The 20640-nt window shown below is 54.0% G+C and carries 21 protein-coding genes; 11 read left to right on the top strand and 10 right to left on the bottom strand.

Annotation, left to right across the window (positions count from 1 at the left end; all coding sequences use genetic code 11):
* Window positions 1–52: 52 nt before the first annotated feature.
* The 4 genes from ACETPC_RS13200 to ACETPC_RS13185 all read right to left on the bottom strand — a co-directional run bounded on the left by ACETPC_RS13200 (window position 53) and on the right by ACETPC_RS13185 (window position 4507).
* Window positions 53–1369, bottom strand: a complete 1317-nt coding sequence (locus tag ACETPC_RS13200; protein WP_380181967.1) for an MFS transporter — start codon at window positions 1367–1369, stop codon at window positions 53–55.
* Window positions 1370–1447: 78 nt separating this feature from the next.
* The gene (locus ACETPC_RS13195; protein ID WP_380181966.1) at window positions 1448–2389 is read right to left on the bottom strand and encodes a phosphoglycerate dehydrogenase; all 942 of its coding nucleotides are present in this window, start codon (window positions 2387–2389) and stop codon (window positions 1448–1450) included.
* A 72-nt stretch (window positions 2390–2461) separates the two neighbouring features.
* Window positions 2462–3346: a dihydrodipicolinate synthase family protein gene (locus ACETPC_RS13190; protein WP_380181965.1), complete on the bottom strand. Its 885-nt coding sequence runs from the start codon at window positions 3344–3346 to the stop codon at window positions 2462–2464.
* A gap of 15 nt (window positions 3347–3361) precedes the next feature.
* Entirely contained in the window at window positions 3362–4507 is a 1146-nt protein-coding gene (locus ACETPC_RS13185; RefSeq protein ID WP_380181964.1) for an iron-containing alcohol dehydrogenase, read from the bottom strand.
* Window positions 4508–4709: 202 nt separating this feature from the next.
* Between ACETPC_RS13185 and ACETPC_RS13180 the strand changes: the two genes are divergently transcribed.
* From ACETPC_RS13180 to ACETPC_RS13170, 3 genes are read left to right on the top strand one after another with little or no spacing between them, the layout of a single operon-like run.
* The gene (locus ACETPC_RS13180; RefSeq protein ID WP_380181963.1) at window positions 4710–6062 is read left to right on the top strand and encodes a four-carbon acid sugar kinase family protein; all 1353 of its coding nucleotides are present in this window, start codon (window positions 4710–4712) and stop codon (window positions 6060–6062) included.
* Window positions 6055–7035, top strand: coding sequence for a D-threonate 4-phosphate dehydrogenase (locus tag ACETPC_RS13175; protein ID WP_380181962.1), 981 nt, complete (start codon window positions 6055–6057; stop codon window positions 7033–7035). The genes ACETPC_RS13180 and ACETPC_RS13175 overlap by 8 nt, the downstream gene beginning before the upstream one ends.
* A 6-nt stretch (window positions 7036–7041) precedes the next feature.
* Window positions 7042–7803, top strand: coding sequence for a DeoR/GlpR family DNA-binding transcription regulator (locus tag ACETPC_RS13170; protein WP_380181961.1), 762 nt, complete (start codon window positions 7042–7044; stop codon window positions 7801–7803).
* Between the two features lie 564 nt (window positions 7804–8367).
* Here the strand turns inward: ACETPC_RS13170 and speD are convergent.
* From speD to ACETPC_RS13155, 3 genes are all read right to left on the bottom strand, one after another.
* A complete protein-coding gene (gene speD, locus ACETPC_RS13165) occupies window positions 8368–9177 on the bottom strand; it encodes an adenosylmethionine decarboxylase (protein WP_380181960.1) in 810 nt (269 codons plus the stop codon).
* A gap of 27 nt (window positions 9178–9204) precedes the next feature.
* Window positions 9205–10062 carry a polyamine aminopropyltransferase gene (speE, locus tag ACETPC_RS13160; protein WP_380181959.1) on the bottom strand — a complete coding sequence of 286 codons (858 nt, stop codon included), beginning with the start codon at window positions 10060–10062 and terminating at the stop codon, window positions 9205–9207.
* Between the two features lie 112 nt (window positions 10063–10174).
* Window positions 10175–10522 (bottom strand): YacC family pilotin-like protein, encoded by a 348-nt coding sequence (locus ACETPC_RS13155; RefSeq protein ID WP_380181958.1) that lies wholly within the window; start codon window positions 10520–10522, stop codon window positions 10175–10177.
* Between the two features lie 185 nt (window positions 10523–10707).
* Between ACETPC_RS13155 and cueO the strand changes: the two genes are divergently transcribed.
* The 5 genes from cueO (at window position 10708) to ACETPC_RS13130 (ending at window position 14990) form a co-directional block, all read left to right on the top strand.
* Window positions 10708–12360: a multicopper oxidase CueO gene (gene cueO / locus ACETPC_RS13150; RefSeq protein ID WP_380181957.1), complete on the top strand. Its 1653-nt coding sequence runs from the start codon at window positions 10708–10710 to the stop codon at window positions 12358–12360.
* Window positions 12361–12771: 411 nt separating this feature from the next.
* On the top strand, window positions 12772–12921 hold the full coding sequence (locus ACETPC_RS13145) for a Hok/Gef family protein (protein WP_380181956.1): 150 nt from the start codon (window positions 12772–12774) through the stop codon (window positions 12919–12921).
* Window positions 12922–13203: 282 nt separating this feature from the next.
* Entirely contained in the window at window positions 13204–14226 is a 1023-nt protein-coding gene (locus ACETPC_RS13140) for a MerR family transcriptional regulator (RefSeq protein ID WP_380181955.1), read from the top strand.
* Between the two features lie 27 nt (window positions 14227–14253).
* Window positions 14254–14550: a hypothetical protein gene (locus ACETPC_RS13135; protein ID WP_380181954.1), complete on the top strand. Its 297-nt coding sequence runs from the start codon at window positions 14254–14256 to the stop codon at window positions 14548–14550.
* Between the two features lie 89 nt (window positions 14551–14639).
* The gene (locus ACETPC_RS13130; protein WP_380181953.1) at window positions 14640–14990 is read left to right on the top strand and encodes a DUF6404 family protein; all 351 of its coding nucleotides are present in this window, start codon (window positions 14640–14642) and stop codon (window positions 14988–14990) included.
* A 25-nt stretch (window positions 14991–15015) separates the two neighbouring features.
* On the opposite strand, the gene ACETPC_RS13125 is transcribed toward ACETPC_RS13130, so the two are convergent.
* Window positions 15016–15930 carry a LysR substrate-binding domain-containing protein gene (locus ACETPC_RS13125; protein ID WP_380182228.1) on the bottom strand — a complete coding sequence of 305 codons (915 nt, stop codon included), beginning with the start codon at window positions 15928–15930 and terminating at the stop codon, window positions 15016–15018.
* A 99-nt stretch (window positions 15931–16029) separates the two neighbouring features.
* Between ACETPC_RS13125 and ACETPC_RS13120 the strand changes: the two genes are divergently transcribed.
* Window positions 16030–16623, top strand: coding sequence for a short chain dehydrogenase (locus ACETPC_RS13120; RefSeq protein ID WP_380181952.1), 594 nt, complete (start codon window positions 16030–16032; stop codon window positions 16621–16623).
* Between the two features lie 498 nt (window positions 16624–17121).
* On the opposite strand, the gene ACETPC_RS13115 is transcribed toward ACETPC_RS13120, so the two are convergent.
* Window positions 17122–17958: an MBL fold metallo-hydrolase gene (locus ACETPC_RS13115; protein ID WP_380181951.1), complete on the bottom strand. Its 837-nt coding sequence runs from the start codon at window positions 17956–17958 to the stop codon at window positions 17122–17124.
* Between the two features lie 208 nt (window positions 17959–18166).
* Here ACETPC_RS13115 and ACETPC_RS13110 point away from each other — a divergent pair, with 208 nt between their 5' ends.
* Complete coding sequence (locus ACETPC_RS13110; RefSeq protein WP_380181950.1) at window positions 18167–18508, top strand: hypothetical protein; 342 nt, start codon at window positions 18167–18169, stop codon at window positions 18506–18508.
* Window positions 18509–18567: 59 nt separating this feature from the next.
* Here ACETPC_RS13110 and ACETPC_RS13105 read toward each other — a convergent pair whose 3' ends face one another.
* Window positions 18568–19851: a cystathionine gamma-synthase family protein gene (locus ACETPC_RS13105; protein ID WP_380181949.1), complete on the bottom strand. Its 1284-nt coding sequence runs from the start codon at window positions 19849–19851 to the stop codon at window positions 18568–18570.
* Between the two features lie 252 nt (window positions 19852–20103).
* Here ACETPC_RS13105 and hpt point away from each other — a divergent pair, with 252 nt between their 5' ends.
* Window positions 20104–20640, top strand: a complete 537-nt coding sequence (gene hpt / locus ACETPC_RS13100) for a hypoxanthine phosphoribosyltransferase (RefSeq protein WP_380181948.1) — start codon at window positions 20104–20106, stop codon at window positions 20638–20640.

The raw sequence follows: 20640 nt of genomic DNA, 5'->3' as shown, positions 1-20640 counted from the left end.
CTGGAGTAAAATATTCCCGTACGGCCTGCATACTGCCGCACGGGCGAAAAAACTATGCCCGGCCTGGCACCGCCTGATGTGTTGGTGCCTGCTCTTCGTCGGAAATCGGCTCGACCTTGCCCATCAGGAACAGATAATTAAGGATGCCGATCACTACCAGTGCGGCGGAAAACACCAGCGCCCAGGTAAAGGATCCGGTCGCGGCGACAATAGCGCCAGTAACGATCGGCCCAACGGCGCCGCCCATATTGGAAACCGTGTTCTGCAAGCCGGCCACGATGGAGACGCTATTTTTCGGCGCGACATCGCCAGGCAGCGCCCAAACCTGCGAAGCGGCGACCGTGGTGCCGGATTTCGCCACGCACAGCAGGAATACGGTCATAAATACCGAATCGGTAAAGGGCGCAAAGCCGATGCAGAGCGCCATCAGCAGGCCGATAGTCAGGAAAAGCTTGCGGGTGGCGGTCAGTGACAGCACTTTCTTGTGCACCATTCGGTCGGAAGCCCAGCCCGCGACTACCTCGATAATCATCCCGCACAGCAGCGGCAGCGCGGCGATCATTCCCATCTTGATAAAATCCATGCCTTTCTCTTTCACCAGGTAAGTCGGCAGCCAGGTAATAAAGAAATAGGAGGTGTAATTGATGGTGAAAAAGCCGATGCACATCGCCCAGATATTGCGGTAACGCAGCAGTTTGTACCATTTCATCGGGCGTACGCTTTTGTCGCCATGTTTGCGTGCCTGGCCATCGCGGATTAGGCTGACTTCCTGTTTGCTAATCGCTTTGTGATCTTCCGGGTTCTCCGCATAAATAAAATACCAGGCAATAACCCAGAACAGACCGACCGCACCAATAATCAGGAAGGTCAGCCGCCAGTCGAACATATAGATCATCCAGACGATCAGCGGCATCGCTACCGCGCCGCCGAACTTCGAGGCGCTGTCAAACAGGCCGGAAACGGTAGCGCGCTCTTTATCCGGGAACCAGCGCGCGGTAATGCCCGCGTTGCTGGGATAGGCCGCCGCTTCGCCGACGCCCAGCGCCAGGCGCAGCGCCAGCAGTGATTTAAAACCGGTTGCCAGCCCCATCATGGAAGTGGCGATTGACCACCAGGCCACCGCCAGCCCCAGGCCTTTTTTCTGCCCGAAGCGATCGGCGAACCAGCCCGCCGGGATTTGCAGCAGCGAGTAAGACCAGAAGAAAGCCGCCATAATAAAGCCCATCAGTTCCGGGCTCAGGCTCAGCTCGTCGATCAGGTGTGGCGCGGCCGCCGAAAGCACGGTACGGTCGATATAGTTGATAGCGATCGCCAGCCACATCAGGCCAGCTATCCACCAGCGGATTCGGGTAGTGTTTGCAGTTTTCATCGTCTTAGCCCGCTACAGAGGTTGTTATTGGCCGAATCGGCGTCCGGCTTCTTCAGGGCGGAACGGCCCCGGGTTCGACTACAGGGCGTTCACGGGCCGCTGTTGTTCCTTTACGCACTGAATAATCTGCTGCACGCAGCGCTCGCCGATGGCGCTGATGGCACCGTCGGTATAGCCCGCGATATGCGAGGTCGGCATAAAATTGGTCAGGGAAAACAGCGGATGGCTCTCCAGCGGCTCGTGGTCGAATACGTCCGCGGCGGCACCGGCAATGACGTTGTCGGCCAGCGCCTGGTAAAGGTCGTTTTCATTCACCACGCCGCCGCGCGAAACGTTAATCAGAAAGGCGGATTTCTTCATTCTGCCGATGCGCGCACTATCAAACAGGTTGCGCGTCTCATTAGTCAGCGGCGTATGCAAGGTGATGAAATCGCTTTGTGCGGTCAGTTCATCCAGAGAAACGAACTGAATATTGTGTTCGGCGGCAAACTTCTCGTCGGGATAAAAATCGAAAGCCAGTACACGCATATTAAAGCCGCTGGCGCGCAGCGCGACCTGCTTGCCAATATTGCCCAGGCCAATAATGCCCAGCGTTTTGCCATAAACATCGGTGGCGAAGATGCGCGGCCAGTTACCGGCGCGCGTTTCCGTAACTGCCTGCGTTACCTGACGAGCGGCGTTAAGGATTAGCGCAAAGGCGAAATCCGCTACAGCATGTTTATTGGCGTCCGGCACGTTAGTGACCGTCACACCGCGAGCTTTAGCTGCGGCAAGGTCGATGTTGTCCACGCCGACGCCATGCTTACAGACAATTTTTAACTGCGGTGCCAGCGCCAGCAGCGCCTCGTTTACCTCGGTAAAGGCGACGATCATCGCTACGGTATCGGCCAGATGCGGCATCAGAGCGTCCAGCGTCGCATCGGCGGGTAGCATGACCAGCTCAAAGCCCTGCGCTTTCAGCGTGGCGACGGGCTGCGCATCATATTTTGCGAACGAGGGTGAAGTACAAATCACTTTCATCTTACTTGTCCTGGTATTAAAAGCGGACGCGCCGCAGAAACCACAGCGCGTTGCCGCGCTGCTGTTATCGGATTAATGGGTGTACTGATTGACGATCTGGCGGATGCGCTGCTCTTCTTCAGCGCTGAAGCGCACGGCATAGCGGCTTTCGCCTACCTCATAGCCCATCAGCGCCACGGCTTTTTTCACTGCCGCAGGCGAGAAGGCGACGCTGTAAAGGTCGGTGCGCAGACCGGTGACGTTCTCTTGTGCCTTGCGGGAACCTTCGATATCGCCAGCATTGAAGCGCGCCCAGATGGCGTTAATCTCTTTCGGCGCAACGTTGGCCAGCCCGGAAATACAGGCTGAGCAGCCGTCAACGAATCCCTGATGGATCAGCGAATCCGGGCCGTTCAGCACGCTGAAGTTTTCCGCGCCTTCCGCTGCCTGCAAAAAGCCGCTCAGGCTTTCGTAGCTGCCCGCGCTGTCCTTGATGCCGATGATATTGGGATGCGCTGCCAACTTGCGTACCGTCTCTGGCTGTAGCGTATTGCCGGTGCGCGCCGGGATGTTGTAGAGAAACACCGGCACTTCCAGCGCGTCGGCGACCGCCTCGTAATGAGCGATTAGTTCTTCCTGCTTCAGCGGCACAAAGTAAGGCGTAATCACCGAAACGGCATCCACGCCCATTCTTGCAACCTGCTTGCCCAGCCGAATGGTTTCGCGTGTGGAAATTTCACCCACATGCGCCACCAGTGAGGCTTTGCCCGCCACTTCTTCCACGCAGGTTGCGGTCACGGCCAGCTTTTCCTGCTCGTTCAGCACGAAAAATTCGCCGTTGGTGCCGCCGCAGAAAATGCCGTTACCTGCGGAAAGCTGGCGCTGGATCTGCTGGCGCATCGCGCTTTCGTTGTAGTCGCCGTCAGCGGTAAAAGGGGTAACAATGGCGGTCAGTACGCCGGTAATTTCTTTCATCATGGCCTCGTAATTTGCTTAGTGATTCAGAGTCGGAAACAGCGTCAGATAGACCTCGCGGACATCGCTGGCGCTAACCGTGCCGGGCACGTTTTTCATCAGGCGCTGCACATCCAGCGCGGCCTCGACCAGATAGGGAAGGTGATCGGCGTTGATGCCCAGCTCATCCAGGCTGGCAGGCAGCTTCAGGCGCTGCACCAGCGCGGCGAAATAGTCGACCAGCGCCACGGATTTCTCTTCTTCGCTCAGCGAAGCGTCGGCATCCGGCAGCAGATCGTAAACCTGGGCGAATTTGCCAGTCGCGGCAGGACGCACGAAACGCATGCACGGTGCCAGCAAAATGGCGTTCGCCACGCCGTGCGGCAGATGGTATTTGCCGCCTAGCGGATAGGACATGGCGTGCACCAGATGCGTCCCGGCATGAGCAATAGCCGCGCCGCCGTAGTAAGAAGCCCAGAGCATATCCAGGCGCGCCGCCAGGTTAGCCGGCTCCGCCACCGTTTTTTCCAGGCTGGCGAAAAGCTTTTTCATGCCGATCAGCGCGTAGTTATCACTGACCGGATTGGCGACGTTAGCGGTAAAGCACTCGAATAAATGGCAAAGCGCATCAATACCGGTGGAAGAGGCGATATGCGCAGGCATGCTGGTGGTCAGCTCTGGCGCCAGCACCACGTAATCCGGCAGCATTACCGGCGAAATAATACCGACTTTGGTCTCTTTCTCCGGAATAGCGAGGATCGCGTTCGGCGTGGCTTCCGAGCCTGTGCCTGCGGTAGTAGGGATTAATAGCGAGGCGGTACGACGCTGCGGCTTTTCACCAGCCAGCAGCGCTTCCAGCGAAGGCGCGTTATCGCTACAGAGCACGGAGAGCAGCTTGGCGACATCCAGCACGCTGCCGCCGCCGATACCGATTACCAGATCCGGCTTTTGCGCCCTCAGCGAAGCAAGCACGGCGGAAACGTCATGCTGGCTTGGCTCCGGCGGCACCGAATCAACGATGCTGAGCGTTGTCTGGCCGCCAACCTGCTCAATCAGCCTTTGGACAGCCGGAAGAGTGACGATATTTTTGTCCGTCACTATCAGCACCTGCTGATGCTGCTGCAGCAGATAGCCAATATCGTTAAGCGTCTGGTAACCCGCGATCACGGTGCTGTTGATATGCATGCCTTTCACCCTGTTTTTGCCGCTATGATTGCGCGGCGTGATTGTATTTGCTCATTTAGTAATTTCCCCAGCGGGGCGATGGCTAATTTTATAGGACAAATTGATTTTGATTAATTTGATCATGCTCACATATAATCAATCATGATTGAATATAATCATATCCAGCGAGAGCACATCGCTTTCGTATCTGTCAGGAGAGAAGATGACGCGCTTAAGGTGGAAGACGCCTGTTCTGGTGATTGCCGATGACTTTACCGGTGCGAACGATGCAGGCGTTGGGCTGGCCAGCGTCGGCGCGCGTGTTCATGTGCTGTTCGATGCAGCAATGCCAGCAGAACAAAGCGATGTGCGGGTAGTGAATACGGACAGCCGGGCGGTAAGCGCAGAACTGGCGGCAAGCCGCACTGCTGCTGCTGTAAGCGCGCAGCAGGAAATGACGCGCGACGGCTGGCTGTTTAAAAAAATTGACTCAACGCTACGTGGCAATCCCGGCGCAGAAATCGAGGCTGCACTGCTGGCAAGCGGCAAAAAAATTGCGCTGATTACACCAGCGGTGCCTGCGCTTGGCCGCACTACTCTGGAAGGCTGCTGTTATATCGATGGCCGCCTGCTGACGGAAACGGAATACGCCAGCGACCCCAAAACGCCGGTAACCAGCGCCAGCGTAATAGCGCGGCTGAGCGAGCAAAGCACTTTGTCGATCGGCCTGATCCCGCTTGCAAAACAGGAGAATCTGCCGGGGCAAATTGAAGCGGCTATTGCTGAAGGCAAGCGGCTGATAGTGCTGGATGCGCAAACAAATGAAGATCTGCAACGTATTATGCAGGCGGCGGACGAGCTGGCAGAGCGGCCTTTACTGGCTGGCGCAGCCGGGCTGAGCGACGCGCTGGGCAGACAGCTGGCTGGCAGGGCGCAACAGGAATACGGGAGCACGACACCGAATTCGGTAACGCCTGCCTCCGTCAGCCGATTCTCCTCAATATTGCAGCAAGCTAAAGCCGGTTCGGCAAAGCCTGTGCTGGCAGTTATAGGATCGATGAGCGAGGCAGCGCAGCGGCAGATCGCCCGGCTGGCACAGCAGCAGCCGATCCAACTGATTGATGTGGATATCGGCCAGCTTTTTAACGCCAGCAGCCTGGCATGGCGACAGGCTGCGACGGAAGCGCTCCAGCAAGGCCGACACTGCGTCATTCGCACCTGCCAACAGCTTGAACAGCGTCAGGAAATTGCCGCGCTGTGCGAGCGCTACGGCCTTAGCCGCCAGCAGCTTGGCGAACAGATTTGCACTTACCTGGCAGAGCTGACCGCCGATGTGCTGCGTGATGTTACTCCTTCAGCGCTTTATCTTTCCGGCGGCGATGTGGCGATAGCAGTAGCGCGTGGGTTAGGCGCACAAGGCTTTCAGATTAAAGGGCAGGTAGCGGGCTGCGTGCCTTACGGCTACCTGTTGCAGGGCAAAGATAACCTGCTGGTGCTTACCAAGGCTGGCGGTTTTGGTGATGAAAACACCCTGGTAGAAGTTTTTCGTTTTATTGAGGAGAAGGCGAGTGAGTAAAATTATTGCGGTTACCATGGGCGATCCGGCAGGCATTGGCCCGGAAATTATCATCAAATCCCTGGCCGAGGGAGAACTCTCAGGCGCGCCAGCCGTCGTAGTGGGCTGCGCCAGCACACTGCGGCGGATCATGTCGATGGGCATTACGCCACAGGCTGAACTGCGCGTACTGGATAAAGTGGCCGACGCGCACTTTGCGCCGGGCATAATTAACATTATTGATGAGCCTTTGGCCGATCCTGAAGCTTTGAAACCGGGCGTGGTACAGAAAGCGGCAGGTGATTTGGCTTACCGCTGCGTTAAACGCGCTACCGAGCTGGCGCTGGCGGGCGAAGTGCAGGCTATCGCTACCGCGCCGCTGAATAAAGAGGCATTGCATTCGGCCGGGCATCTTTATCCGGGCCACACTGAATTGCTGGCGAAGCTGACCGACAGCAAAAACTACGCCATGGTGCTCTATACCGACAAGCTGAAGGTCATTCACGTCACCACGCATATCGCGCTGCGTAAGTTCCTGGATACGCTGAACCGCGATCGTGTGGAAACGGTGATTGGCATGGCGGAAACTTTCCTGAAGCGCGTCGGCTATGAAAATCCGCGTATTGCGGTAGCGGGCGTCAATCCGCACGCGGGCGAAAACGGCCTGTTCGGCGACGAGGAGATCAAAATTGTCGGGCCATCGGTGGAAGCGATGAAGGCAAAAGGCATTAACGCCTTCGGGCCGTGCCCGCCAGATACGGTCTTTTTGCAGTGTTACGAAGGGCAATACGACATTGTGGTAGCGATGTATCACGATCAGGGACATATCCCGCTTAAGCTGCTGGGCTTCTACGACGGCGTTAATATTACCGCTGGCCTGCCGTTTATCCGCACCTCGGCCGACCATGGCACGGCGTTTGATATTGCCTGGACAGGTAAAGCGAAGTCTGAGAGCATGGCGATTTCCATTCAGCTGGCAATGCAGCTTGCATAAGGACGTATGAAGGGACAAAGTCGCCTTGACCAGATCATGGACTATCTGAAAAGCCATAATCTGGTAACCGTCGATCAGCTGGTGGCGGCTATTTCCGCGTCACCGGCCACGATCCGGCGGGATCTCATTAAATTGGATCGGGAAGGGGTAATCAGCCGTACGCACGGCGGCGTTACTCTTAACCGCTTTATTCCCGCTCAGCCTACCACGGTCGAAAAGATGCAGCGTCATCTTAGCGAGAAACAGGCTATCGCTATGGCTGCCACTAACCTGGTAAAAGCTAACGACGCCGTAGTGTTGGATGCAGGCACCACCATGCTGGAGCTGGCGCGCCAGCTAACGCATCTGCCGCTGCGGGTCATTACTGCCGATTTGCATATTGCGCTGTTTCTGTCGGAGTTTAAACAGATTGAAGTCACCATTATCGGCGGGCGAATCGATGACTCCAGCCAATCCTGCATTGGCGAGCATGGTCGCAGGCTGCTGCGCAACATCTACCCCGACGTGGCTTTCGTCAGCTGCAACTCCTGGAGCCTGGAAAAAGGCATTACCACACCGACCGAAGAAAAAGCGGGGCTGAAAGAAGATCTGCTGCTTAACGCCCGGCGCAGAGTACTGCTGGCGGACAGCAGTAAGTATGGCTCCTGGTCGCTGTTTTGCGCCACGCCGCTGCAAAACCTGACCGATATTATTACGGATGAACAGCTGGGTGAGAAAGAGATGCAGGAGCTAAGCGGCCAGCCGTTTACGCTGACGCTGGCGCGTTAACTGGCTGGCGAGGTTTTCAGGCGTTTAAGCCCATGCAATGAGGCTGTTAAAACGAAAAAAACCGGTTTGGAAGACCGGTTTTTTTCGTTCCTGCTACGGTTGGAAGCCGCGCCAGGAAGCAAGGTGCTGCATGTATCGACTCGCAGCATAATTTTAGCACGCTTAAAGGCATGGTCAATATAGCACCAGCTAAAAATTGACTTTATAATCACCAGGCGTGTCGGCAGTAGATGTAGCGCCAGCGGGTGAAAAGCAACGCATTCTCCCGACCGGAAACGGGTGGAGCCGTCTGGTTTGCTCCCACTCAGAGGTGCTGCATGTATCGACTCGCCATTGATACGCGCCGTGAGGGAAGTTCAAGAGCATAAGCGGTGTGCGGCAGCTCCTGAAAGGGAGTAGCCAGGTGATAACGCTGGGATTTATCCTGCTAATATTGCAAATAGTGCATGTTAGCTTAGGCATTATCGTTGTTATCAAGCAACTAACCGGACGCCGTTAAAAGCGGAAGGGACCTGAACAAAGGCGGGGATTTTCCACCCCGCCTTTTTTCGTGCCGGAGCCGTTTTACAGCGTTTTAAAACCTACGGATGGAATATTGCGGCCGTAGTAGATTTCCCGCATTTCCTTCCACAGCAGATCGGTAATACGCTTGTGCTCCTGCGGCGTAAGATCTTCCGGCTTGGTATGGAACAAATAATGTTTTAAATCAAACTCTTTCAGCAGCATCTTGGTATGAAAGATGTTCTCCTGATAGACGTTGACATCCATCATGTCATACATCGACTTCATATCTTCCGACATAAAATTCTGGATTGAGTTGATCTCGTGATCGATAAAGTGCTTCACGCCGTTCACATCGCGGGTAAAACCGCGCACGCGATAGTCGATAGTGACGATATCTGACTCAAGCTGGTGAATCAGGTAGTTCAGCGCCTTCAGCGGTGAAATCACGCCGCAGGTTGAAACCTCGATATCTGCGCGGAAGGTGCAGAGGCCGCCTTCAGGATGGCTTTCCGGGTAGGTGTGCACGCAGATATGGCTCTTGTCCAGATGCGCGACCACCGAACCGGGCAGCGGGCCGGGATGCTCCGAATTGTCGATATCTTTTGGATCTATCGGCTCCTCGCTCACCAGAATGGTGACGCTGGCGCCCTGCGGCTCGTAATCCTGACGCGCGATATTCAGCACGTTGGCGCCGATAATCGAACAGGTTTCGCTGAGGATCTCCGTCAGACGGTTAGCATTGTACTGCTCATCAATGTACGCAATGTAGCCGTCACGCTCCGCATCGGTATTTGCGTAACAGATATCGTAGATACAAAAACTCAGGCTTTTCGTCAGGTTATTGAAGCCATGTAGTTTAAGCTTTTGCAATTTCGTTCACCCCCTTAACATGCCCGGTTAGTCAGCCAGCGCATTCAACAAATATTGCGGCAGGGCAAAGCTGCCGGTGTGGATCGCCGGATTGTAGTAGCGGCAGGTCAGGCCGGATTGCTGATAGCGTGCCGCAAGCGTGACCGTATCCAGCTGGCGCAGCGCCGGGTTATCGCTCGCCCAGGCGAAGGTCATGATGCCGCCATAGTAAGTCGGCACCGCCGCCTGATAGAAGCTGACGTCTTTGAAATAATGGCTCAGCTTACGGTGGCTGTTAACGGCTTCGTCCTGCTGGAGAAAGCAGACGCCATTCTGCGCCACAAAAATGCCGTTTTCATTGAGGCAGCGCCGGCATCCTTCATAAAATTCTGAAGTAAACAGACTTTCGCCCGGGCCGATAGGGTCGGTACAGTCAGAAATAATAACGTCGAATTTTTCGGTGCAGTTGCGCACAAAATTTACGCCGTCATCGATAACCAGATTGAAACGCGGATCTTCATAAGCGCCTGCATTATGGTTCGGTAAGTACTGCTTGCAGAAGGTCACGACGCCGGCGTCGATCTCTACCATCGTAATCTGTTCGATATTTTTGTGGCGGCTGACCTCACGCAGCATCGCGCCATCGCCGCCGCCGATAATCAGCACGCGCTTCGCTGCGCCGTGCGCCAGCAGCGGGACGTGAGTCATCATTTCGTGATAGATAAACTCATCGCGCTCGGTGGTTTGCACTACGCCGTCCAGCGCCATTACGCGACCCAGCTCGGCGTTTTCAAAAATCACTAAATCCTGATGCCCGGTTTGCTCGCGGTAGAGGATTTTATCTACGGCGAAATACTGTCCAAAACCGGTATGAAGCGTCTCATACCACATCTCTTTATCGGCCATGATAAGGCTCTCCTGGTGATAACAGCCACGAAAAATGGGCGCAATATGATAGCTAACTCTGACCGTGGTTGCACGGTCAAACTATCAGCAGAAACGGGCGGACAGGCGGGGATTATTTCACGTAGGCAAGCAGGCTGAGCGAATCGCGGGCCAGCGATTTGCATTTGGTATCGTTGGGCACGGCGATGCCGCTTAAATCCTGATAGCTGTCCGCGCCCAGCGATTTCATATTGAAACTGCCGTAGTTGCTTAAATCCCAACGGTTTTGCCGGGCGAAAAACACCAGCGCCCGCCGGATTTGCGCATCCGGCAGATCCTGATAGCCGCAATCATTTTTCAGATAAACAAAAACGGCGGTCAGATCCGCCAGATCTTCCGCTTCCGACTCGCTCAGCGCAAAACTTGTCGATGAGAAGCCAAACAGACTCAGTAACAACAGAGCCTTGATGCTTTTCTTCATAACTCTACTCAATCAATGACGATACTCTGACGTTAGCACAGTTACCGCGGGGCAGCAGTTAATTTCAGCGGGGAAATGTCCGGAAAGGGTAATTTTCAGGGCAGGCGAGGCGAAACTTGACCTTCCCTCGGGGGAAAGGTTTATGCTGCGGGCAGATAAGTAATAGCCGGGTTGAGGAAGGACTGATGCAACGTCGAGATTTTATCAAGCTGAGCGCCGCGTTGGGGGCGGCCAGCGCTTTACCGTTATGGAGCCGTTCGCTGATGGCCGCACAGCCGCGACCCGAGCTGCCAATCCCTAAACTGCTGACGCCAGATGCGCGAGGAGCGATGACCATAACGGCGCAGCAGGGCACCACCAACTGGTTGGGACAATCAGTATCGACATGGGGCTATAACGGCAATCTGCTGGGCCCGGCGATTCAGCTGGAACGTGGAAAGCCGGTAACGCTGAACTTACGCAATCAGTTACCGGAAGCCACCACGGTTCACTGGCACGGGCTGGAACTGCCTGGCGAAGTGGATGGCGGCCCGCAGGCGCAGATTGCGCCTGGGGCCACGCGTACCGTTAATTTTACGCCCGATCAGCCTGGCGCGACCTGCTGGTTCCATCCGCACCAGCATGGCCGTTCCGGCTATCAGGTAGCTCAGGGTCTGGCTGGGCTGGTCATTTTGAAAGACGAGGCAACAGAAAAACTACTGCTGCCAAAAATCTGGGGCATCGACGATATTCCGGTGATCATGCAGGACAAAAGGCTGTCGGCAGACGGCAGCAAGATTGACTATGAGCTGGATATTATGAGCGCTGCCGTAGGCTGGTTTGGCAATACCATGCTGACCAATGGCGCAATCTATCCGCAGCATGCTGTGCCACGCGGTTGGCTGCGTCTGCGTCTGCTTAACGGCTGTAATGCTCGCTCGCTGAATATTACGGCCAGCGACCATCGGCCGCTTTATGTGATCGGCGGCGACGGCGGCTTACTAAGCGAACCGGTAAAAGTTACCGAGCTGTCAATGATGCCTGGCGAGCGTTTCGAGGTGCTGGTGAATACGCTGGACGGCAAACCATTTGATTTGCAGACGCTGCCGGTGCGGCAGATGGGTATGCCGCTGGCGCCTTTCGATCGGCCGCTGCCGCTGCTAAGTATCAAGCCGTTACAGGTGATGGCGAGCGGATCGCTGCCGGATAAGCTGGTGGAAATACCGCCGCTGTCCGCGCAGGACAATCTGAAAAGTCGTTGGCTGCAGTTGTCGATGGATCCTGAACTGGATCGGCGCGGCATGCTGGCGCTAATGGAGCGCTACGGCCACGCAGCCATGGCGGGAATGAGCGGCGACGCGCATGATAACGAATCAATGGGTGGAGGCTCGCATAGCGGCCATCAAATGAACACTATGGAAAATGGCACGGCTCAGTCAATGCCAGGGATGGAAGGGCATACGATGGAGCATAACCCAGGCAGTGCCAGCAAAGGGGATGCGCCGTATGATTTCCGTAATGGCAACAAGATCAACGGCGTTGCCTTCGATATGACCAAACCTTCTTTCGATGTAAAGCAGGGCGTTACGGAAAAATGGACGATTTCTGGCGAAGGCGACGAAATGCTGCATCCCTTTCATATTCACGGCACTCAGTTCCGCATTATCTCTGAAAACGGTAAGCCGCCAGCCCCGCACCGCAGCGGCTGGAAGGATACGGTGCGCGTAGAAGGCTGGCGTAGCGAAGTACTGGTGCGTTTTAATCATCTGGCGGATAAAGAGCGAGCCTATATGGCGCATTGCCATCTGTTGGAGCACGAAGACACGGGGATGATGCTGGGCTTTACGGTTAGCGCATAGCGCTCGCGCGAAAACCTCTTTTTTTGTGCTGTTGTATAACCCATTGATTTATTGTTATTTTATAACAAGCGTGGAAAAAGGGTTTTCTGTTGGTTTTGTTCGAATTCTTATCGCAGGCAACGGGTTAGATGCTTTCGCAACGTTCACTGCCGTACAGGCAGCTTAGAAAGCACAGGTAGTCAAAAAACATCCGAAATATTGGAGCCAGCGCGCAAAAAACAGGCTGAGACATTGAACAGGTGGGCAGTCTGAGTAGTATGGCTATGGGTGCTTGAGGCTTTCTGCCTTAAGCATTAGCCGACGGCAGAAAGAGAAAAGCCCCAGATGACTATAAATCACTCTGAGGCCCATCTTTATGCTTCGACAACATAAAGGTAGCTTCTTACGCGCTGAAAGGCAAGGAGAGCAACCATGAAACAGCGAACAGCGATATTAATCGCCGCAATCGTCATAGTGGCAGCGGCAGCTGTCATCCTGATAACGCGAAAAGACCTCTGTGAGGTTCGAATCCGAACCGGCCACACGGAGATTGCTGTTTACATGGATTACGAACCCAGGTAAGGGCAACCGGCGGGGAATATTCCCCGCCGCTTCTTTGTTGTTTTAGCGTAATCTCACAGCACCCGCTTTTTATTGGCCTGAGGCCGATAAAATATAAATTACCAACTTTATTCTCCTTTTTAGGCTATCTGGCGATAGTACCTGACGGAAAAATTTTCAAGCCAAAAGGAGATCTGAGCCGAGAGCCTAATCCACTCATTTCCGCTGGTCAGAATAATCTACTTGACCCTTACGCTACGTCAGCCTTTACCCTTACTGTCCTGTTTGCAACCGGAGAAAAAGATGAAAGTGGGAGAGCTGGCAAAGCGCAGCGGCGTCACCGTCCGTACATTGCACCATTATGATGAGATTGATTTACTGACGCCGTTAAAAAGAAGCAATAACGGTTATCGCATCTATGGCAAAGAACATATATCGCGGCTGCATCAAATTCAGGCTTTACGCCGTTTTGGCCTTTCGCTAAGCGAGATCTCGGCCTATTTTGCGCAACCTGATTTTTCACCGGCTGATATCATTGCCCGACAAATTGCCGTGCTGAAGCAGCAAATGGAACAGGCATCGCGGCTTTGCGATCGTCTTATTGGTTTGCAAAACCTGCTGCAGGAAGGCCAGCAACCTGACGTTAACGACTGGTTTGCCGCCATGGAGATGATGACCCTGTACGATAACTATTTTTCTCAGCATGAGCTTACGCAACTGCCGAAAAACTGGAACGGCTTTAAGCCCGATCCACAGTGGCGCGCCAGAATAGATGAAATCAATCAGCTGATAGCAAGCGATACGCCGCCGGAGGCCATTAGCGCGCAGGAAGCGGCCAAACGCTGGATGACATTGCTGATACAAGATACAAAGGGCGATGCGCGTCTGCTAAAAAAGCTGAATCTGATTCTAAATAAGGAGCCTGTAGCACAGCAACACAGCGGTATCTCAACGCAAGTTCGCGACTATGTGTTGCACGCTTTTGCTGAATCCCAAATGGTGATTTACGAAAAATATTTGCTACCAAACGAAGCGGCTTTGATGCGAGCCAACTACGTTAACAGCGCTGCGGCCTGGCCGGAATTAATGGCCGATGTTCGCGATGCCGTCGAAGCTGGTTGTGCGCCGGATTCACCACAGGCAAAAGAGCTGGCTTTACGCTGGATAAAACTTTTCAGTGCCTACGCAGGCGAACATCCCGATACGCAAAATAAATTTCGTCAGGCCATGCAGAACGAACCGGCGCTGGGAAGGGCAAGCTGGGGAAATCCGTCTATGTTTAGCTTTATTTCTGAAGCTATAGCCATAATGGCTGAGCAGAAATAAATCTCTTGATGGGCAAGGAGGCCTTATATGGATTATTCAAAATTAGTGCGGCAGGCTTTGCAGAGAGTTTTAGAAAATAGCGGTGAGCCACATCATTTTTTCTCCGCTGGCTATGAGCAGAGAGTAAATGGAAAGAAGCTCAACTTTACGCAGTTCTGCGAGCATATTGCCTGTCTGCGGAAAACATTAAAGATGACAGAGGTGAAGATTTTTTCACTGGCGACGAAAGGAAACAACGTGCATAGCTACCATCTTATTAAAGCTGTAAAAGCGGCGGGCAGTGCGAAGTATTTTCCCGTTTTCGCTGTGCAGATAGAAAAATAGTTTCCTGCTATGAGCTGACCCGATAGTTATATGGTGATATAAAGGACGGAGGTTTAGCTTCCCGGCTTTAAAAACAAGGAGGAAGTTCAATGGTTTTCGAAAAGAGGAAGCAGCTGGCAATACAGCTTGCCAGCGAAAAGGGCATTGCGGAAAAGCGCTGCACGTCGCCGTTGCACCGGTGGTTCTGGCGAAAAGGAATAAAAATCCCGCCGCCGCTTTTTGCGCCTTTATGGCTGAACACGCTGCTGTCTGGCACGCTATTTGGTCTGTTCTGGGGCATTTTAATGTGGTTGATAAGCTGGCGCGCTCAGGGTACGGATCCGCGAATCGCGGTTTTTAGCGCTGTGTTGGCTGGCGTGCTGTACGGTCTGTGTATGGCACTGATGCAATACCGGCAAAGAAAAAAGCATAATTTGCCGGGCTGGAAGGAAATAAACTAAGCGCTGCCGTGGGATTATCCGATCTCTATTTTTTCTGTAGCGATGCCGTATCAATTTGCAGCCTTTCCGGCACCCGCGTTAGCATCCAGTCAATAAAGCTGCGGTGTCTGGCGCTGGCGTGCAAATCCTGACGCCATAGCAGATGTACCGGCCGCGGCTCCGGCAGCTCGCTCTCCAGCAAAGAAACCAGCCTGCCTGCTGCGATATCTTCTGCCAGCAGAACGGCTGGCTGCAAAATAAGCCCGGCGCCGGAAAGGGCGGCGCGGCGCAGCGCCTGACCATCATTGCAACTAAAGGTCGCGCTTTCCGGCCAGATAAGCGCATCGCCGCTGCGCCATGCGTTACGTTTGTTCCAGAAGCTATAACGCAGGCAGCGATGGCTGGCGAGATCGTCCAGGGTTTTCGGTACACCGTGCAGGGCTAAATAATCTGGTGCACCAGCAATGACCATCTGATAGCTGCCAACAAGCCGGGCGATAAACGGCGTATCAGGCGGCAGATCGCCGGAACGGAAAGCAAAATCAAATCCTTCTGCCACGATATCGACAAATCGGTCGCTCAGCTCCAGCTCAATATGCACGTCTGGATAATGCAGTTGAAACTCGCTGCACAGCGTGGCTATAGCGCAGCTTCCCAGAGTAGAAGAAGCCGTAACGCGCAGGCTACCGGCCGGAAAGCGGCGTAAACTCTCGATCCGATTTTCCGCGCTACGCAGCGCGGCCAGCACCTGCAAACTCTCTTCGTACCAGGCGCGGCCCGCTTCTGTCAGCGCCTGGCGGCGAGTATTGCGCTGCAGCAGGCTGGCCTGAAGCGCCTTCTCCATCTGCGCCACCAGCTTGCCGACCATCACGGCGGAAATATCCAGCTGCTTTGCCGCCTCGCTAAAGCTGCCGTTTTCGACCACGGCGACAAAGACTTCCATCCAGCGCAGTTTATTCATCATTCCTAACCCAGAGTTTATTATCTTTAAATTTTTCGGCTATTTTTCTCCGAATTGCAATATCGCAGGATGGAATCTGGATGAACTGGAGGGCAAAAAATGAAAGTAATGGTGATTGGCGCAAGCGGTACAATTGGTCGTGGCATTGTAGAGAACCTGCAAAAAGATCATGAAATCATTCGGGTAGGTAAAACCCAGGGGGATTTGCAGGTCGATTTAACGGATGAAGCCAGCGTAAAACAGCTATTTACGCAAAGTGGCAAGGTTGATGCCATTATCGCAGCAACCGGCAGCGTGCATTTCGGGCCGCTGGCGGAAATGAGCAGCGAACAGTTTAACTCTGGCCTCCAGGATAAGTTGATGGGGCAGGTTCGGCTGGTACTGACTGGCAAAAATTATTTGAATGCAGGCGGTTCTTTTACGCTGACTACCGGCATTCTTACGCAACACCCCATTCGAACCGGTGTGAATGCGACAGCGGTAAATGCCGCTCTGGAAGGCTTTGTTCTGGCAGCAGCCAACGAGCTGGGATTTCGCATTAACGCTGTAAGTCCTACCGTGCTTACTGAAGCACTGGATAAGTACGGCCCATTCTTCCCTGGTTTTGAAAGCGCGCCAGCCAGCCGCGTAGCGCTGGCCTATCGGCGCAGTCTGGAAGGTATAGATACCGGCAAAGTTTATCGGGTCTGGTAAAAAGGTTTGCCTGAAAATAAGTTTTTCTGTGAACTGTGATAAAGACAGATGAAAGTCAGGCATGAGTAAATGCGCTTCTGTCTGGCTAAGCGTTTTTCCGACTAGCCTGATTGGCAGATAAGTAAGCGTGCTGTGCTGGTGAAAGGCAGAATGCTGCAAATCGGTTTTTATTTTTTATTAAATATCAATTGGTTGATTTTTATGCGGTTGGCTGTTTTTTTGGTGGGATTTTATGGAAAGTAAAATCCCTTATATTTCATCTATATAGTTTTAGAGTGTTCCCCACGCGAGTGGGGATAAACCGAGGATGTAGCCAGTTGTCATACTGTACGCCATGTGTTCCCCGCGCTCGCGGGGATAAACCGAAGGCGAGCGACGCACATTCCAGCTTTTCAATGTGTTCCCCGCGCCAGCGGGGATAAACCGCGCGGTATCTTGTTGTTCGTTGGCGCGGTCGAGTATTTCCCACGCGCCAGCAAACATAATCAGGCTTATCACTCAGAGTTTGTGCGATGTATTTGACAGCCGCTCCAGCTCGCGGAAGTCGTGACTGCAAAACAGCGTAATTTCTGAGGAGTGGGCAGCGGCCAACTCGCGTAGGCGCTGCTGATTGAGCAGCCTTACATTGTTATCGGCAGCCATAAACCATTGATAGAATCGCAGCCCTGGCGTGCAGTGGCGCTGGTGCTCAAGCTCGCGCTGATAAAACCACGCGTCGCCGCCGTGCAGCAGCCAGCCGGAATCGGTCTTAACAGCGATGCCCGCATGGCCATGCGTATGGCCGGGCAGGGGAATCAGCAGTATCTCCGGCGGCAATCCCTTCAGGCCGGTCACGGCGTCAAAGCCAAACCACTTCTCGCCGGAAACGTCATAGCCCGACCAGCCAGAAACGCCGCTCCACTGGCCCGGACGATAACGGGAACGGGCCAGCCAGCTGTCGCGCTGGCGGGATGTGTCGATTTCCCGCTGCATAAGATGAATTTGCGCCTGTGGAAAATCGGTTAATCCTCCGGCATGGTCAAAATCCAGATGAGTCAGCACAATATGGCGCACGTCAGAGGCCTTATAGCCCAGCGCTAAAATTTGCGAGAGCGCGGTCAGAGAAGGCTTACGCTGGATATTATTCATTACGCGGAAAAAGGTAGCTATACGCCCGTCCGGTGCTCGCATATCCTCAGTGCCGAAGCCGGTATCAATCAGCACCAGCCCGCTGCTTTCTGTTTCGATCAGCAAACAGTGACAGGCTAAATGCGCGCGGATGCCTTTGCTAAAACCATCATAAAGCGCGCCGCCAACGGGGCACATACAGCCACAATTAAGATGAATAACTTTCACTGATTCGCCTCCGGTTAATGGTGCGTTTAAGGCCAGACGGTAATCTACAAGTATGGGTAGCAGAGCGGCGGTTAACAAGTTTCAGCGTAGCGAGCTGGCCAGAGAGCGAGTAAATAAACATTAAGAGTTTTTGTGAAAAAGCTTCCAGTCTGGACGCGATAACATTTCCTGTTACAATCCCCGCTCTCTAAAAAGACAGGATAAACAGATGAAAACGAAAGCATTACTGGGCGCGGTATTGGCAGGGAGTTTGTTGCTCAGCGGCTGCGGCATGGTGGATAACGCGGTACGTACCGATGAAAGCATTAAAGAAAAAGCCGCGTTCGCGCTGGGCACCACGGCGGATCGGGTCACTATCACTAATCGTACCAGCGATATTGATTCTGTAAGATTCCACGCTACCACGCAGGGTAAAGTTTTCCAGTGCTACTATTCTACGGCTGGCATCAGTAGCGATGCGATCTGTTCGCCAACAGACGGCTCTTCTCTGCCGACGGCTGCGGGTTCAGCTTCCTGCAACGCGCTGCTGAAAGCGGCGCATAAATGCTAAATTCCGCATATTAAACCAGCGCCCGACTTATGTCGGGCGCTGGCACGCTGGTCAGGCCATCAAACCTGCGCCAGCGCCAGCCGCAAATCCTCAATCAGATCGTCTTTATTTTCGATGCCGATAGAAACCCGAACGGTAGCTTCATTAATGCCGATGCGCGTGCGAACGTCCGCAGGCACGCCGGAGTGCGTAGTGCTGGCAGGATGGCTGGCAAGCGATTCGGTGCCGCCAAGGCTGACCGCCAGCTTGAACAGCTGCAAAGCGTTTAGCAGCTTAAAGGCCGCAGCCTGGCCGCCGACGACATCGAATGAGAAAGTGGAACCCGCGCCGCTACACTGTTTCTGAAAAACCTGCGCGGCAGGTGAACCCACTTCCAGAAACGGCAGATAATGCAGCTTTTCGATTTTATCGTGCGAGCGCAGAAACTCCGCGACGGCGGCAGCGTTATCATTGGCACGTTCCATGCGCAGCGATAACGTCTCCAGCGAGCGGCCGATCATCCAGCAGGAGTGTGGATCGAGCTGGGTGCCAATGGCGCTGCGCAGTGCTTTAATCTGTTTAACCAGCGCTTTGCTGCCCATTACCGCGCCAGCGATCAAATCTGAATGCCCGCCAACATATTTAGTCAGCGAATAGAGCGATAGATCCGCGCCATGCTCAATCGGGCGCTGAAACACAGGCCCCAGCAAAGTATTGTCGCAGGCGATGATCGGCCGATGCTGCTGCTGCCGTTCGATCTCGTCCGCCACGCGCTTAATCAGCGCGATATCCACCAGGCTGTTGGTTGGGTTTGCAGGTGACTCAATTAAAATAATCGAGACGCGCCCTTTGCTTATCGCTTCGGCGGCGGCTGCCTGTACGGAGGCTTCGCTCACGCCATCGGCGAATCCTACAGAAGCTACGCCCAGGCGATGAAAGGTTTTAGTCAGCAGGGTTTCGGTGCCGCCATATAAAGGCTGTGAATGCAGAATAACGTCGCCAGGCTCGACGAAGGCCAGCAGCGCGGTAGAGATGGCCGACATGCCGGAAGAGAACAGCGCCGCGCTTTCGCTGCGTTCATAAATCGCCAGGCGATCCTCGACGATTTCGCTGTTGGGATGATTAAAGCGGGAATAGACCAGACCGTTGCCTTCGCCTTCCGGCGGTTCCCGACGGCCAGAGACGTAATCGAAAAAGTCGCGGCCTTCTTCTGCACTGTTAAAGATAAAGGTAGAAGTCAGAAACACAGGCGGCTTAACCGCGCCTTCTGACAGCGCCGGATCGAAGCCGTAATTTAGCATCTGCGTGTCGGGTTGCAGCTCACGATCGCCGAGATGCGTTTTTTTTGCATGTTGCGTAGCCATAAGATCTCCTGCCGCGAGGGCAACGGTTTATTCTGAGCATAAGCTAGCACGGTGAGGTCTGAGCATTTAAATAAGTTAAAACACTAAGGTTAAAACTTAATGCATCATTAAATTCGGCAAAACACACATTTGGAAGTCTATATGTCTGAACGTCTACTCTCCATACGGGATACGGCAGTCTCGCAAAAGCCAGCTAAAAATGTGATAAACTTCGCTGCTTCTCCTGAGCCATTGACGAAATCGACGTAACCTATGAAACACACTGTAGAAGTCATGATCTCCGAGCAAGAGATCGCAAAACGTATCGCGGAACTGGGCCAACAAATCACCGAAGACTATCGCGACAGCGGCAGCGAAATGGTACTGGTCGGCCTGCTGCGCGGCTCCTTTATGTTTATGGCGGATCTTTGCCGCAAGATTGAAGTCTCGCACGAAGTCGATTTTATGACGGCTTCCAGCTACGGCAGCGGCATGTCCACCACGCGCGATGTGAAAATCCTCAAGGATCTGGATGAAGATATCCGTGGCAAAGATGTTTTGATCGTGGAAGACATTATTGATTCTGGCAACACGTTGAGCAAAGTGCGGGAAATTCTGCGCCTGCGCGAGCCGAAGTCGCTGGCGATCTGTACGCTGCTGGATAAGCCTGAGCGGCGGGAAGTGGAAGTGCCGGTGGAGTACGTAGGCTTTACTATCCCGGATAAATTTGTCGTGGGTTACGGCATCGATTACGCCCAGCGCTATCGCCATCTGCCTTATGTAGGCCACGTAGTGATGCTGGAAGAGTAA

Source organism: Pantoea sp. sgz302252, assembly GCF_042610525.1.
In the GTDB taxonomy this organism is placed as follows: domain Bacteria; phylum Pseudomonadota; class Gammaproteobacteria; order Enterobacterales; family Enterobacteriaceae; genus Erwinia.
Note: the sequence above shows the minus strand (reverse complement) of the source record. Positions and strands in the feature narration are given on the sequence as shown.